This window comes from Candidatus Limnocylindrales bacterium (genome assembly GCA_035626395.1).
Classification (GTDB): Bacteria; Desulfobacterota; Binatia; order UBA1149; family CAITLU01; genus DASPNH01.
In genome coordinates this window covers 110384-125507 of sequence record DASPNR010000007.1, presented here as the reverse complement: position 1 = coordinate 125507, position 15124 = coordinate 110384, and the positions used below count along the sequence as shown (strand labels likewise).

The following is a 15124-nucleotide window of genomic DNA, read 5'->3' as shown; positions in this document are numbered from 1 at the left end:
GGGAAGCTCATGCATGCCACGACCGGCCTGGCCGTCACCGCCCTGCTCCTGCTCACACCGGCAGCTGCGCTCGCGCAGCCGCAGAGCGCCGCGCAGCAGCGTTGCATCGTCGAGACCAACGCGGGCGCGGCGGCACTGGCCAGGGCGCAGGGCCGTGCCGCCAGCGCCTGTCTCATCGCGGCTCTTCATGACCGCCTCCCGGCGGGACAGACGGCGCAAAGCTGCCTGACGGCCGACGCGCGCGGGAAGGTCGCCAAGGCACGTGCGAATCTGGTGCTGGCGCAGTCATCGTATTGCGCCTCGCTTCCAGACTTCGGGTTCGACGTCGCCGACGTCGTTGCCGAGGCCGTCATCGACCAGAGCCTCGATACGTACGCGCGCATCTTCGGCGACAGTCTCGATGCCGCCATTCTCAGCGCGACGGCCGATCCCGCGCGCGCTCGCTGCCAGGGCGCCGTGGCCCGCACCATGGCCAAGATGGAGCAGCTCCAGTACCGCGCATTCCAGGCGTGCAAGAGCGCGGGCCTGCGAAGCGTGGCCATCACCTCGGCGGAAGGACTGGAGGCGTGCGTCGGCGCCATCGAGGGGGATGCGTTCCGCGTCGTCGGCAAGCTCGCAGTCAAGCTCGCCGACACGATGGAAGAGGCCTGTCCGCAGCTGAGCCTGGCCTCAGCGTTTCCCGGCCGCTGCGCTTCGGCCGCCGACTTCACGGATTGCGTGCGGCAGACGTTGCTCTGCGGGGTCTGTCTGACGCTCAACCGCAGCGACGACCTGTACGCCTACTGCGACCAGATCGACGACGGTGCGGCCAATGCGAGCTGCGTGGACGCGCGCCGCTGCGGCAATGCCGTCGTGGAGCCGGGCGAAGAGTGCGACGACGGCAACCACGCGTCCGGCGACTGCTGCACTCCGGCCTGTCTTCGTGAGGCGATCGGCAGCCCCTGCGCCAGCGATTCCAACGCCTGCACCGACGACCGCTGCAGCGCTGCCGGGACGTGCGCGCATACCCCGAACAGCGCGGCGTGCGACGACGCGTCCTTCTGCAACGGCACCGACCAGTGCTCGGCCGGGTCCTGCTCGGTGCATTCCGGCGACCCGTGCACCGCCGGCTCCGAATGCAACGATCAGTGCCACGGCGCCGGCCACTGCTTCACGAGCAGCGGCACGCCGTGCACCGACGACGGTAGCGAATGCACCGGCGATGCCTGCGACGGCGCCGGCAGCTGCGTGCATGATGCGCTGGCGGCCGGCACCGCCTGCACGAGCGACGGCAACCCCTGCACCCACGACGTCTGCGATGGAAATGGCGCCTGCGCTCATCCGTCCATGCCCGCAGGCAGCGCCTGCACCGATGACGGCAACCCGTGCACGGCCGACCTCTGCGATGCGGCCGGCAACTGCCTCCATACGAACCTTGCCGCCGGCAGCGCATGCGGCGATCCGCAGTCGACCTCGTGCTCGGCGCCCGACACCTGCGACGGCGCCGGCAGCTGCCGAGTCAACCACGCGGCGGCCGGCAGCGGCTGCGACGACGATTTCAACGTCTGCACCACCGACGTCTGCGACGGCGCCGGTGCTTGCCAGCACCACGACAACAGCGTTCCCTGCAGCGACGGCAGGTTCTGCAACGGCGCCGATACGTGCGCGGGCGGCTCGTGCTCGATTCACGCGGGCAGCCCGTGCGCCGGTGCCGACGGTGACGGCAACTGCGCCGAGAGCTGCAACGAGGCCGCCGACAACTGCCTCGGCGCCGACCCGGACGGCAGCGCCTGCACCGACGGCATCTTCTGCAACGGGGCGGATACGTGCGTGGGTGGTAGTTGCACCGTCCATGTCGGCAACCCGTGTCCGGGCGCCGACGGCGACGGCAACTGCTCCGAGTCGTGCAACGAGGCCGCCGACGCGTGCATCTCCCCGGATCCCAACGGCGCCTCCTGCAATGACGGCGTGTTCTGCAACGGCGCGGACACGTGCTCGGGCGGTGTGTGCAGCGTTCACGCCGGCAACCCGTGCTCCGGCGTCGACGGCGACGGCGACTGCTCGGAGACATGCGACGAGCAGGGCGATACGTGCGGCGCGGATCCCGACGGATCCGCGTGCAGCGACGGCATCTTCTGCAACGGCACCGACACCTGCGATGACGGCTTCTGCCAGAGCCATGCCGGCGACCCCTGCGCCGGCCCTGACGGCGACGGCGACTGCTCGGAGCAATGCGACGAGAGTGCCGACGCGTGCACGGCGCCCGATCCCGACGGCGCCGAGTGCAACGATGGCCAGGGATGCAACGGTCTCGACAACTGCCTGGCTGGCCAATGCACCGGAAGCGGCGTCTGCTGCGGGACCGTCGACTTCGCTTTCACCATCACGAGCAGCACCGGCGGCGCCTTCACGGCAGCGACGTGGCCAGGCGGAACCGTCAGTCAGAGCAGCACCGGCGGCTGCACCGTGACGATCCGGCGCCCCAGCGGCAGGATCGACACGGTCGGCAGCACTGGAGACAATTTCGGCGTCACCGACTTCTCCGGTTTCGCCGGCTGCGTCGGCTTCGGCGGCGAGGACGGCGACGGCTGCCAGCCGCTGACGTGTCCACCCGCCGGGATCGGTCAATGCGCGTCCACGCGTCCATCATGTTCGGCTGCCCTCAACGGCAGCGGCAGCGCACGCTATACGGTGCGCTGCACCGACCCATGATCGGGTGAGGCCGCGCGCGGCGCAGCCGCTCTTTTTTCCGCACGCGCAGATGCGCGCAGCCGCGCCGCGTCCGCCGCGGATGCCGCGTACCGTCTTGCTCGCTGCCACCGGCCGGTAATCATGGACGGGTTCCACGGTCCTTCCGAACCCACTCATGAGCAGCATTCTTCAACCCGGCAGCACGGTCTGGCGTATCGCGCAGGCCCGGCGCGCCTCGGTTCTCGCCGACGGCGAGGCGTATTACGGTGCGGTCGCTTCGGCCATCGCCAAGGCCCGACATTCCATCTTCATCATCGGTTGGGACGCGCACAGCCGCATCGCGCTGCTGCGAAACGGCCATTCCGACAACCTTCCGGTCCGGCTTGGACCGCGTCTCGGCGCCATGCTCCGGCGCCGCCCGCAGCTGCACGTGTACGTGCTGGTGTGGGACTTCCTCATCATTTTCCAGCACGAGCGCGAGACACGATGGCGCTGGCGCACGCGCTGGCCGCGCAGTGATCGTTTCCAGTTCCGTTTCGACAACGTGCACCCCAGCGGCGCCAGCCACCACCAGAAGATCGTGCTGGTCGACGACAACGTGGTGTTCAACGGCGGGATGGATCTCGGGCTGGGCCGCTGGGACACGACCGAGCACCGGATCGGCGACGAACGCCGCAACGACCCCGGCTGGCGCGAGTACGTACCCGCGCACGATGTCATGATGGTCGCCGACGGCGAGGTCGCCCGCGTCATGGGCGAGCTGGTGCGCGAGCGCTGGAGGCGGTGCACTGGCGAGGAGCCGCGCGCGCCCGTCGAGGACACGCACGACTGTTGGCCCGACCGCGTCGGCGTCGACTTCGCCGACGTCGGCGTCGGCATCTCGCGCACCGTGCCCGCCTGTCCGGGCCAGGAGCCAGTGCAGGAGATCGAGGCGCTCCATCTGGCGGCGCTCAGGGCGGCGCGCCGGCGTATCTTCATGGAGAACCAGTACCTGACGTGCACGCGTGCCGTCAGCGTCCTGCTCGAACGTCTGCGCGAGAGCGACGGCCCGGAAGTCGTCATCATCCTGCCGCAGAACAACTTCGGCTGGTTCGAGACGCGCACGATCCAGGTTCTCCACTTCCAGGCGATTCGCCGCCTGCGCGAGGCCGACCGCTACGGGCGCCTGCGCATCTGCTACCCGGTAGTGCCCGACATCGGCAGCAAGCAGATCAATCTGCACTCCAAGGTGCTGATCATCGACGATGAGCTGCTGCGCGTGGGATCGAGCAACCTGACCAACCGGTCGATGGCCCTGGACACCGAATGCGATTTTTCGATCGAGGCTCACGGCGATGCGCGAATCGGCGCCGGCATCGCCGCAATCCGGGCGCGTCTGCTCGGCGAGCACCTGGCGCTGGCGCCGCACGAGGTGCAGCGCGCCCTCGACGGCGGCGGTTCGATGATCGAGCTGTACGATTCCCGCGCCGAGCAGCCGCGCTGCCTGGCGCAGATCTGTCCCGACGTCCAGCCTGGCCCCGACCTCGGCGACGGCTCGCTGATCGATCCGCGCGAGCCGATCACCGCGCAGACCATCATCGAGTGCTATGCGCCGCGCGAGATCCGCAAGCACGCCAGGCCGCGTCTGCTGCGCATTGCGCTGGCGCTGACGGTCATCGCGGCTCTGGGTGCGGTCTGGCAGCTGACCCCGCTGCGCGAGTGGATCGAGCCGGAGGCGATGGCGGCGACGGTGCAGCGCCTTCGGGAGGCGCCGGCCACGCCGCTGCTGGTGCTGGGCATCTACCTGGCAGCCTCGATGCTGATGGTGCCGATCATGGTCGTCATCCTGGCCACAGCCTCGGTGTTCGGGCCCGTTCTCGGCATCGCCTATTCCATCGTGGGCAGCCTGGCGGGCGCGCTGGTGACGTACTGGATCGGCCGCGTCGTCGGCCGTAGCACGGTCGAGCAGATGACGGGGGCGCGCTTTCGCCGCGTCGCCGACACGCTCAAGAACCGCGGACTGATCACGATGATCGTCATCCGCCTCCTGCCGATCGCGCCGTTCACGGTCGTGAACATGGTTCTGGGGTCGGCCGGGGTCGGCGTTCGCGATTACGCGCTCGGGACCGTGCTCGGAATGATGCCGGGGATTCTCGGAATCTCGCTGCTGCAGGCCCAGCTCGCCGCTGCGATCCGCCGCCCGAGCGTGACCAGCCTTGCAGTGCTGGCGCTGACGACGGCGGTGGTCGCGTCGGCGGTGGTGTGGTTACGACGCCGCCTGCGCGTCGCTCCGTCGTGAGGTGTCGATCTCGACCGTGGCAATGAGCGGGCGATGGTCCGAAGCGACGCGCGCAAGTTCGTCGCGGCGCACCCAGCAGTCGAGTACACGCACGTCGTCGCTCACGTAGATGTGGTCGAGACGCCAGGCCAGCGGACCGAACTGGAACGTGGCCCCGCCGCGCTGGCCGCTGCACTTGTAGGCGTCGACGAAGTGGCGGCGAAGCTGGCGGTGCACCACGGTGAGCGGCCGGTCGTTGAAGTCTCCCATCAGCACGACCGGGTGATGCAGCTCCTCGCTCAGCAGGAGCGCGTCGCTGAGCATGCGCCGGCGCTGAAAGCGCCGCTCCATCGTCGCCAGTCCCAGGTGGCAGTTGAAGACGTGCAGGATCGCGCCAGGCTCGATCTCCAGGTCGGCACGCAGGCAGAAGCGCGGCTCGTTCCTGGGGCGATAGCTGAGGTCGTACTCGCGAAGAAAGGCGACGGGGAAACGGCTCAGGATCGCCAGCCCGAAATGCCCCTCGGCCATTGCCGAGGTGGCCCAGTAGCTGCCGCGCAAGCCGAGACGGGAGGACAGGATCTCGACCTGATCGTCGAAGTCGCTGCGCGCCAGGCCGCAGTCGACCTCCTGGAGCGTCACGACATCGGGGCGTTCTTCGCGCAGGATGCGCTCGACGCGCCCGAGATCATAACGCCCGTCGCAGCCGATGCCGCGATGGATGTTGTAGGTGAGAAGCTTGAGTGGCGTTGGCACCGGAGAAGCTCCCGGCGCCGGCCGCGAGGCGCGCCGAGTCAGGTCGTCTTGAGCTCTTTGATGCGCGCGGCCTTGCCGCTGACGTCTCGGAGATAGAATAGCCGGCTGCGGCGGACTTTGCCGCGGCTCTTCACTTCGATCTTGTCGATGCGCGGGGAATGGATGGGAAAGGTTCGCTCCACGCCCACGCCGTAGGAGGTCTTGCGGACGGTGAAGAAGGCGTTCATCGCGCCTCGCGTGCGGCGGATGCAGATGCCCTCGAAAACCTGGATGCGTTCCTTCTCGCCCTCGACGATCTTCGCGTGCACCCGCAGCGTATCCCCCGGTCGAAACGACGGGATGTCGGAACGGATCTGCTCCGAGTTGAGGCTCTTGATGACGTCCACGGGGCGGGCTCCTTGGGAAAGTCGAGCCGCCTCTACTAGCCCGGACTTCTCAGGCGGTCAAGGAGGATTGCGGCGGCGGCGCGAACCGACAGATGGTTGTAGGGCGTGGGGCCGACGATGGGCTCGATGATCGCGTGGCAGCGGCCGAGCACCTGCTCGGTCAGTCCCCATCCGGTCCCGAGCAGAAGAAGGTAGGCGCCGTCCTCGGACTCGAGCTCGCGACGCACCTGCGCAAACGTGGAGACCGGGCCCGTGCGGCGCGCGGAGGTGCCGAGCAGCCGCGGCAGCACGCCGAGGCGGCGCTCGATGTCGATTTCCACGCCCTCCAGCGAGGCCTCCAGTTGCACCAGCGACAGCGCCTCGGCGCGGTTCGGGTTGTAGCTGCGCCCTTCGCCTTCGTCCCAGTGACGGATGATCCGGCGAACCAGCCCGCGCAGCGCGTCTACCGGAGTGACGACGTAGAAGCGCTCGACGCCGTAGGTGCGACAGCTGCGCGCGATGTCGTGCACATCGATGTTGGTGACCGCCGTCGTCACGACCTGCCGGTTCTTGTCGTAGACGGGATGGTGCAGCAGCGCGACGTGCAGCCGGGCGCCCACGCCTTCAGCCCTTGCGCGCCAGGTCGGGGCGCCGCTTGCGAGTGCGCTCCAACGCCTGCTCGCGCCGCCATCGTTCGATGGCCGCATGATTGCCGGAGCTCAGCACGGCAGGCACCGCCATGCCGCGGAACTCGGCCGGCCGCGTGTACTGCGGATACTCGAGAAGATCGGCCTCGCTGAAGCTCTCGCTGGCCGGCGATTGCTCGCTGCCGAGCACGCCGGGGACCAGGCGCGAGACGGCATCGATGATGACGAGCGCACCGAGCTCCCCGCCGGTGAGCACGTAGTCGCCGATGGAGATTTCTTCGTCGAACAGCACGCGCACGCGCTCGTCTACGCCCTCGTAGCGGCCACAAAACAGCAGGATCGAGTGGTGGTCGGCGGCCAGCCTGCGCGCGGCCGCCTGGTTGAACGGCTGACCCTGCGGCGTCAGCAGTATGCGCCGCGCGGGCGCGAATTGCGCGCCGATGTCTTCGACCGCGGCGTAGATCGGCTCGGGTCGCATGACCATGCCGGGCCCGCCTCCGTACGGAGAATCGTCGACGGGATGCGGGCTGCCGCCGGTATAGTCGCGAAGCTGATGCGCGCGCACCGCCACGATGTTGCGCTCGGCGGCGCGGCCGAGCACGCCGACCGCGGCGCCGGCGGCGATGAACTCGGGAAACAGCGTGATGACGTCGAACGCGATCACGACTGCGGCTCGCGGCGCGACGCCTTCTGGTCGGCGGCTGCAGGATACTCGAGGGCGTCGGCTTCGACCGTGATGCGCCTTTCGGCGACATCCACGGCGACCACGGCGCGGGCGATGGCGGGCACGAGGATCTCGCCGCCGGCACCCTGGACGACGTAGACGTCGTTGGCTCCGGTGGTCAGGATCTCGGCGACGGCGCCGAGCGGCACGCCGTCGCGTGTGAAGACGTGGCAACCGAGAATGTCGCTGTCCAGATACACCTGGTTGCCGACGCCGCGCAGATCCGAGCGCGCCACCAGCAGCGCCGCCCCGACGGCGGCTTCGGCGGCGTCACGGTCGCCGAGCGCATCGAGCACGAGCCGCACGCCCGACCGTGCAGGAGCGAAGCTGCGCACGCGCGCCTGCGTGCTCTGCTGGCCGTGCCGAAGCTCGAGGCGCAGGCCGCGACGCAGCTCGTCGGTCATCGTCGGGTCGATGTGAGCGACAACAGCGCCGGACAGCCCATGGGGGCGCGCGATCGTTCCGATGGTGACGAGCTCGCGCTCGCCGGCCGCGGTGTCGGGCGACGTTTCCGCGCGCACGGGCGGGCCCGACGAAGCCGATCGACCGGCCGCAGGCCGGTCGGTGCTACTCCTCGATGATTTCGAGGGCGGCTTTATGGTTGGTTCGCGAGGCGGCAGCGTTGAGAATGGTGCGCAGGGATTTGGCGGTTCGGCCCTGCTTTCCGATGACTCTTCCCAGATCTTCTTTGTGTACGCGCAGCTCGAGAGTCGTCGCGTGCTCGCTAGCGCTCTCGTGGACCTCGACCGCGTCCGGATGCGTTACGAGGTTCCGGGCCAGGAATTCGACCAGCTCTCGCAGGGAGACGGTTCCGTTTACGCCGGAACGCCCGCTTGCTTCATAAGCTTGGCCACGATCGGTGTCGGCTTCGCGCCCTTCTTGAGCCATGAGCCAATCTTCTCCGCGTCGAGCCTCACCTCGGCAGGATTCACAAGCGGATTGTAGGTTCCCACTTGTACCAGGTTGCGGCCGTCCCGCGGTGCACGCTCGTCGGCGACGACCACACGGTAGAACGGTCTCTTTTTGCTGCCATGCCTGGAGAGGCGGATCTTGACGGACATTCGACTTCCTCTACTCCTGAGTACGAATTACGTTTTTCACCACTATCCGCCGGTTTTGTAAAGAATCAGCGGGGCTCGGTGGGGACGGGATCCCAACGAAAAGCCCCCCGCCGCGCCTGCGGCGGGGGGCTTTGCTAGGTAGCCGCTACGGTCGCACAAGCCAACCGCAGCAAAGCGCCGGACCACTCCTACATCATGTCCATGCCGCCGCCCATGCCATGGGCTCCGGCTCCAGCGCCGGCACCCTTATCTTCCTTGGGCTTTTCGGCGACGGCGGCCTCGGTGGTCAGCATCAGGCCGGCGACCGAGGACGCGTTCTGCAGCGCCGTGCGCACGACCTTGGTCGGATCGACGATGCCGGCCTTGATCAGATCCTCGAACTGACCCGTGGCGGCATTGTACCCGTAGGCGCCTTTGCCGTTGCGGATGCGGTCGATGACGATCGAGGGCTCGGCTCCCGCATTGCGAGCGATCCAGCGCGTCGGCTCTTCGATGGATCGGGACAGGATGCGAATGCCGACGTTCTCCTCGTCCGTGGCGCCCTTGAGGTTCTCGAGCGCCGCCTGGCAGCGCACCAGAGCGACGCCGCCGCCCGGCACGATGCCCTCCTCGACGGCTGCACGCGTGGCGTGCAGTGCGTCCTCGACGCGCGCCTTCTTCTCCTTCATCTCCACCTCGGTGGCCGCGCCGACCTTGATCACCGCCACGCCGCCAACCAGCTTGGCCAGGCGCTCCTGCAGCTTCTCGCGGTCGTAGTCGGAGGTCGTCTCCTCGATCTGCTTGCGGATCGTGTTGATGCGGCCTTCGATGTCGGCCTTCTTGCCGGCACCGTCGACGATGGTCGTGTTGTCCTTGTCGACCGAGATCCGCTTGGCACGGCCGAGGTCCTGCAGCGTGACATTCTCGAGCTTGAGGCCGAGCTCCTCGGAGATCACCTTGCCGCCGGTGAGCGTGGCGATGTCCTTGAGCATTTCCTTGCGGCGGTCGCCGAAGCCCGGGGCCTTCACCGCAACCACGCTGAGCGTGCCGCGGATCTTGTTGACGACCAGGGTCGCCAGAGCCTCGCCCTCGATGTCCTCGGCGATCAGCAGCAGCGGCCGGCCGGCCTTCGCGATCGCCTCGAGCACCGGCAGCATCTCCTTCATGTTGGAGATCTTCTTCTCGTTGATGAGAATGAGCGCGTCATCGAGCTGGGCCGTCATGCGCTCGGGGTCGGTGACGAAGTAGGGCGACAGGTAGCCGCGGTCGAACTGCATGCCCTCGACCACGTCGAGCGTGGTTTCCAGGGCCTTGTTCTCCTCGACAGTGATGACGCCTTCCTTGCCGACCTTGTCCATGGCCTCGGCGATGATGTCGCCGATGGTGCGATCGGAGTTGGCCGAGATGGTGCCGACCTGCGCGATCTCTTCGCGGCTCTTGGTCGGCTTGGAGAGCTTCTTCAGCTCCTGCATCACTGCTTCGACCGCCTTGTCGATGCCGCGCTTGAGCGACATCGGGTCGTGGCCGGCGGCGACCATCTTGGCGCCTTCACTGAAGATGGCGCGTGCGAGAACGGTGGCGGTAGTGGTGCCGTCGCCGGCGACGTCGGAAGTCTTCGAAGCGACTTCCTTGACCATCTGCGCCCCCATGTTCTCGAACTTGTCCTCGAGCTCGATCTCCTTGGCGACCGACACGCCGTCCTTGGTGACGGTGGGAGCGCCCCAGGACTTCTCGAGGCAGACGTTGCGGCCGCGTGGTCCGAGGGTGACGGTGACGGCATCAGCGAGGATGTTGACTCCGCGCAGGAGCTTGTCGCGCGATTCTTGGCTGAAATTTACGATCTTGGGCATGGCTGGAATCTTCCTCCGTGGAATTTCGTGTTCGGGGTTATTCGAGGACGCCGAGGACGTCATCCTCGCGCATGATCAGGTGCTCGACCCCATTGAGAGTGACTTCGCTGCCGGAGTACTTGCCGAACAGGATGCGGTCGCCCTTCTTGACGGTCAGCTTGCGGAGCTTGCCGTCGTCATCGATGCGGCCGTCGCCGACCGCAACCACCTTGCCTTCCTGCGGCTTTTCCTTCGCGGTGTCGGGGATGATGATGCCGCCGGCGGTCTTTTCTTCTTCCTGGACCCGACGAACCAGGATCCGGTCGTATAGTGGGCGAATGTTCATCGCTTCTCGAAGCCTCCTGACTGTTTTTCGGCCTTGGCCGATCGAAATTTGAGTTCCCGAAAGACGGGTTGCGAGTGGGTAGACACGGCTCAGCTAAGGCCGGGCCCTGTTCTGTCAAGGTGTAGCTCTTGAAAATTCCGCGGCCGCATGACGGCCGCGGCAGCTCGCGCCGGGCCTCCTATCGCCGCCGGGAGAGCTGCTGGGAATACTGCCGGTAGAGAACGTCCCATTCCCGGCTTCCCTCTGGGACCGAACGCGACAACGAAGCGATCCGTGCCCGGACCGCCTTGTCCAGGGACTCGCCTTCGGCCCCGACGCTCGCCTGCAGGCGGGCCGCGATGCGTCGGACGGCGCCGCCATGGTCGAGCACCTGCACTCCGGGCGCCGCGGCCAGCGCCTTGGCGATGGCAATGGACAGCGCCTCGACGCGCGCCTCGCTCAGCTGCCGCTCCATCCTCAGGCCTCCGCCGTCACAGTACGAAACCCTTCTGCCTGGCGATGCGCTCGCGAACGCCGCGGCGCAGCTTGGCCGGATCGAGGTCGGCCGCCTGGCGCCCCATCGCTTGCAGCGTCTCCTCGACCTCGCGCTCGATCCGGGCTTCCTCGGCGAAATTGGCGGCGATGGCGTTGGCCACGGCCGCCGCCACTTTGGACATCTCGCCGCGCACCACGGGCGGGTCCTCGCGACACAGGTCGGTCGCGATCGCCACCGCCAGCTTCTGGATCTCCTCGCGGCTCGCCACGGTCGCAGAACATGGATTTTGTCGCCGACGCGATCAACCCGGCCCGTTGACCGCCTGGGGAACGGCCGTTACAACGGCTCCTCCCGTGAGCGAAATGCCCGTGCGCGCGCAGCGCAAACCCCGCCCGCTACGACAGGGCGACACGGTGGCGGTGACCGCGCCGGCGGGCTTTGCCGACGCCGATTGCCTCGAACGAGGCATCGCGATTCTGGAGGGTTGGGGGCTTCGCGTGGAGCCGCCCCCGCCGCCCGAGCCGGTCCGGTACCTGTCAGGAACCGATTCCGCCCGCGCCGCCCACCTGAGCCAGCTGTTCGCGCGGACCGACGTCGCGGCCATCTTTTGCGTCCGCGGCGGCTACGGCTCCTCGCGCCTGCACGGCCTGTTCGATGCGGCCGTTGCCGCCGATCATCCCAAGATCTTCGTCGGTTTCAGCGACGTCACGTTGCTGCTCGGCCGCCTCGTGGCCGAGGCCGGCCTGGTGTGTTTCCACGGTCCCATGGTTGGCGCCGACCTTCCGCGGCTGACCGCGCTGCAGCGGGAGCGCTTCCGCTCGGCGCTGTTCGACGAAGATGGCTGGTGGGACGGTGAGCGCCTTCAGACATGGCGGCCGGGCTCGGGGCGCGGCCCGCTGATCGGCGGCTGCCTGTCGGTTCTGGTGACGACGCTGGGAACGCCCTACGAGGTCCGCACCGACGGCGCGGTACTGTTCCTCGAAGACGTGGCCGAGAAGCCCTACCGCATCGACCGCATGCTCACCCACCTCCGCAATGCCGGCAAGCTCGACCACGTCGCCGGCATCGTCCTCGGCTCCTTCCACGACTGCGACGACGGGCAGGGCGAAGATATCCTGCGCGAGATCGCGCTCGAGGCCGTCGCCGGCCTGGATTGCCCGGTGGTGGTGGGGCTGGATGCGGGCCACGGCACCGGCAATACGGTGCTGCCCATGGGCTGCATGGTCGGGATCGACGCGAGCGTGAAGAGTGCCGCAGTTTCGCTGCTCGAGTCGCCGTTCGAGCGTCCGTGAGCGCGCTCTGGTGCGAGGTCGCGGCGATGCTGGATGCCGCCGTTGGCGACGGCGTCTTTCCTGGTGCGTGCGCCAGAGTGAGCGACCGGCGTGGAACGGTGTTCGAGCATGCCACCGGAACTCTGGCGATTCCCGGCGCCGACGCGGCGGTGGGCATCGATACGGTCTGGGACCTTGCGTCGTTGACCAAGCCGTTGATCACGGCGGCAATCACGATCCTGCTGGCACAGCGCGGCCTGCTGCGCTTCACCGACCGCATCGTCGATCTGGTGCCGCAGTTCGCGCGCAGCGACGACCCGCGTCGCGGCAACGTCACCATCCGCCACCTTCTGCGGCACGACTCGGGTCTGCCGGCACATCGGCGCTTCTACGAAGGCCTCGCGCCCGACGTCTCGTCGGCTTCGGGTGCCGCGCGGCGCCGTGAAGAGATCCTTGCTGCAGTCCTGCAGGAGCCGCTCGAGCGCGATCCCGGCAGCGGCAGCGTCTACAGCGACATCGGCTTTCTCGTTCTCGGCTGCGCGCTCGAGCGTGTGACCGAGAAGCGAATCGACGTGCTGGCCAGGGAGATGCTGCTGGAGCCGCTCGGCGTTGGCGAGGCCTGGTACGTCGACGTGGCCGCCGCCGCCGCCGGCCGCTCTCCGCTGCCGCTGCAACGAACCGCTGCCACCGGCCACTGCGCCTGGCGCGGCCGCCTCGTCCACGGCGTCGTGCAGGATCAGAACTCCTATGCGCTCGGCGGCATCACCTCGCATGCCGGCCTCTTCGCGACCGTCTCAGCCGCCGAGAGGCTGGCGCGCGAATGGATCGACGCCAGCTACGACCACGGACGCGTTCTGGATGCGCGGGTCGTGCGCTATGCGTGGCGACGCCAGTTCTCCGACGAGCCCGGCACGTGGGTGCTCGGCTGGGACACGCCATCCGCGGGTGCGAGCTCGGCCGGAACGAGGATCTCCGCTCAGGCCGTGGGGCATCTCGGGTACACCGGGACCTCCGTCTGGATCGACCGGCGTCGCGCAGTGCACGTACTGTTGCTGACGAACCGCGTCGCATCCGATACAACGGGGAGCGGTATTCGCGCGTTGCGTCCGCGATTCCACGACGCGGTCCTCGCGGCGGTCGACGCGGAGCGGGCGGGGAAGAAGAGCCGCGCGTGAGGCGCGGACGAGACGGCGCGGCGACCGGCTGACCGCGCAGCAATGGTCATCCAAGAGTGAGGCGGCGGAGAGGATGGATTCGCAGATGAACGACGAGAAGCAGATTCGCCACGTACACCTGATCGCAATCTGTGGCGTCGGCATGGCGCCGATGGCCGTCATGCTTCGCGATGCGGGCATGCGTGTGACGGGATCGGACAACGCCGCCTATCCGCCCATGGGCGACATGCTGCGCAATGCCGGCATCGAGGTGAAGCTGGGGTTCAGCGCAGCCAACCTCGATCCGCGCCCCGACCTCGTGATCATCGGCAACGCCGTACCGCGCACCAACCCGGAGGCGATGGCCGTCGAGGCGCTGGGCATCGAGAAGACCTCCTTTCCCGCCGCGCTCAAGCGCTTCTTCCTTGCCGGCAAGCGCTCGCTGGTGATTGCCGGCACTCACGGCAAGACGACGACCACCGGGATGCTCGCGCATTGCCTGAACGTGGCCGGGCTGGAGCCGGGGTATCTCGTCGGCGGCCTGGTCCGGGATCTCGGAAAGCTGACATCGGCAGGCAACGGCGAGTTCTTCGTCGTCGAAGGCGATGAGTACGACACCGCCTACTTCGACAAGGGGCCCAAGTTCCTGCACTACGACCCTTCGGCCGTCATCCTGACGAGCGTCGAGTTCGACCACGCCGACATCTACACGGACCTCGAGCACGTCAAGAGCTCGTTCCGGCGCCTGGCCGGCATTCTGCCGAGCGATGCGCCGCTGGTCGGCTGCGTCGACTATCCGCACCTGCTCGAAGCGATCGCCGAGGCGGGCACCTATCGCTTCGTCCCTTACGGGCTGAGCGCCGAAGGCGGCTGGCAGCCGCGCAACATTCAGGTCACGCCGGCCGGAACCGCGTTCGACGCGTGCTGGAAGGGCCGCCCGCAGGCACGTCTGCGCCTGTCGCTGGTCGGCTCGATGAACGCGCTCAACGCCACGGCCGTGTATGCGCTGGCTCGCGAGCTCGGCGTCGACGCTTCTGCGATGGAGAAGGGTCTGGCTTCCTACCGCGGCGCGGCACGCCGACAGGAGATTGTCGGCGAGGCGGGCGGCGTCACCGTCGTCGACGATTTCGCTCATCACCCCACCGCCGTGGCGATGACGATGGAAGCGATCCGCGGCCGCTTTCCTGGAAGAAGGCTGGTGGCCGTCTTCGAGCCGCGCTCCAATACCAGCCGCCGCGCCGTCTTCCAGCAGGACTTCACCGAAGCGCTGGCCAAGGCCGACGCCGTCGCGATCAGCGAAGTCTATCGCAAGGACAACGATCCTCTGGCCGAGCACGAGATGCTCTCGACGGCACGCATCGTCGAGGACCTTCGCACGCGCGGCATCCATGCCTGGACTGCCGCGGGCCCCGACGAGATCCTGGCCCGCCTCGCCACCGAGTTGGCCCCAGGCGACGTTGCCATCTGCATGTCCAACGGAGCGTTCGGCAACCTCCCGAGAAATCTGCTGAAGGCGTTCGAGCCCGAGCAGGCATCCGCCCCCGCAGCCGCCGCTTCCGCATGATGCAGGCCTGAGCGCACGGGACGCAGCAG

Annotated in this window: 16 protein-coding genes; 5 read left to right on the top strand and 11 right to left on the bottom strand. The window is 68.0% G+C overall.

The genetic code is table 11. The annotated features are described in order from the left end of the window. Positions 1–9 precede the first annotated feature (9 nt). Both VEC57_03930 and VEC57_03925 read left to right on the top strand, forming a co-directional pair. Positions 10–2691, top strand: a complete 2682-nt coding sequence (locus tag VEC57_03930) for a hypothetical protein (GenBank protein ID HYB98263.1) — start codon at positions 10–12, stop codon at positions 2689–2691. Positions 2692–2845: 154 nt separating this feature from the next. Further along, entirely contained in the window at positions 2846–4948 is a 2103-nt protein-coding gene (locus VEC57_03925; protein ID HYB98262.1) for a VTT domain-containing protein, read from the top strand. On the opposite strand, the gene VEC57_03920 is transcribed toward VEC57_03925, so the two are convergent. From VEC57_03920 to VEC57_03870, 11 genes are all read right to left on the bottom strand, one after another. Further along, positions 4916–5680 carry an endonuclease/exonuclease/phosphatase family protein gene (locus VEC57_03920; protein HYB98261.1) on the bottom strand — a complete coding sequence of 255 codons (765 nt, stop codon included), beginning with the start codon at positions 5678–5680 and terminating at the stop codon, positions 4916–4918. The genes VEC57_03925 and VEC57_03920 overlap by 33 nt on opposite strands. Positions 5681–5718: 38 nt before the next feature. Then, positions 5719–6066 carry a 50S ribosomal protein L19 gene (rplS, locus tag VEC57_03915; GenBank protein ID HYB98260.1) on the bottom strand — a complete coding sequence of 116 codons (348 nt, stop codon included), beginning with the start codon at positions 6064–6066 and terminating at the stop codon, positions 5719–5721. A 35-nt stretch (positions 6067–6101) separates the two neighbouring features. Further along, a complete protein-coding gene (locus VEC57_03910) occupies positions 6102–6665 on the bottom strand; it encodes an RNA methyltransferase (protein HYB98259.1) in 564 nt (187 codons plus the stop codon). Between the two features lie 4 nt (positions 6666–6669). After that, positions 6670–7356 carry a tRNA (guanosine(37)-N1)-methyltransferase TrmD gene (gene trmD, locus VEC57_03905; protein HYB98258.1) on the bottom strand — a complete coding sequence of 229 codons (687 nt, stop codon included), beginning with the start codon at positions 7354–7356 and terminating at the stop codon, positions 6670–6672. Beyond that, positions 7353–7937, bottom strand: a complete 585-nt coding sequence (gene rimM, locus VEC57_03900) for a ribosome maturation factor RimM (GenBank protein HYB98257.1) — start codon at positions 7935–7937, stop codon at positions 7353–7355. The genes trmD and rimM overlap by 4 nt, the downstream gene beginning before the upstream one ends. Before the next feature lie 46 nt (positions 7938–7983). Next, complete coding sequence (locus VEC57_03895) at positions 7984–8304, bottom strand: KH domain-containing protein (GenBank protein HYB98256.1); 321 nt, start codon at positions 8302–8304, stop codon at positions 7984–7986. After that, positions 8232–8477 carry a 30S ribosomal protein S16 gene (rpsP, locus tag VEC57_03890; protein HYB98255.1) on the bottom strand — a complete coding sequence of 82 codons (246 nt, stop codon included), beginning with the start codon at positions 8475–8477 and terminating at the stop codon, positions 8232–8234. Before rpsP ends, VEC57_03895 begins: the two co-directional genes overlap by 73 nt. 188 nt (positions 8478–8665) lie before the next feature. Continuing rightward, positions 8666–10306, bottom strand: coding sequence for a chaperonin GroEL (groL, locus tag VEC57_03885; GenBank protein ID HYB98254.1), 1641 nt, complete (start codon positions 10304–10306; stop codon positions 8666–8668). 37 nt (positions 10307–10343) lie between these two features. Beyond that, entirely contained in the window at positions 10344–10631 is a 288-nt protein-coding gene (groES, locus tag VEC57_03880; GenBank protein ID HYB98253.1) for a co-chaperone GroES, read from the bottom strand. Positions 10632–10809: 178 nt separating this feature from the next. After that, on the bottom strand, positions 10810–11085 hold the full coding sequence (locus VEC57_03875) for a DUF507 family protein (protein ID HYB98252.1): 276 nt from the start codon (positions 11083–11085) through the stop codon (positions 10810–10812). A gap of 16 nt (positions 11086–11101) precedes the next feature. Then, positions 11102–11374, bottom strand: coding sequence for a hypothetical protein (locus tag VEC57_03870; protein HYB98251.1), 273 nt, complete (start codon positions 11372–11374; stop codon positions 11102–11104). A gap of 94 nt (positions 11375–11468) precedes the next feature. On the opposite strand from VEC57_03870, the gene VEC57_03865 reads away from it, so the two are divergent. The 3 genes from VEC57_03865 to VEC57_03855 all read left to right on the top strand — a co-directional run bounded on the left by VEC57_03865 (position 11469) and on the right by VEC57_03855 (position 15095). Then, a complete protein-coding gene (locus VEC57_03865) occupies positions 11469–12398 on the top strand; it encodes an LD-carboxypeptidase (GenBank protein HYB98250.1) in 930 nt (309 codons plus the stop codon). Continuing rightward, the gene (locus VEC57_03860) at positions 12395–13552 is read left to right on the top strand and encodes a serine hydrolase domain-containing protein (GenBank protein ID HYB98249.1); all 1158 of its coding nucleotides are present in this window, start codon (positions 12395–12397) and stop codon (positions 13550–13552) included. The genes VEC57_03865 and VEC57_03860 overlap by 4 nt, the downstream gene beginning before the upstream one ends. An 85-nt stretch (positions 13553–13637) precedes the next feature. Beyond that, positions 13638–15095, top strand: coding sequence for a Mur ligase family protein (locus tag VEC57_03855; protein HYB98248.1), 1458 nt, complete (start codon positions 13638–13640; stop codon positions 15093–15095). The last annotated feature ends 29 nt before the right edge of the window (positions 15096–15124 follow it).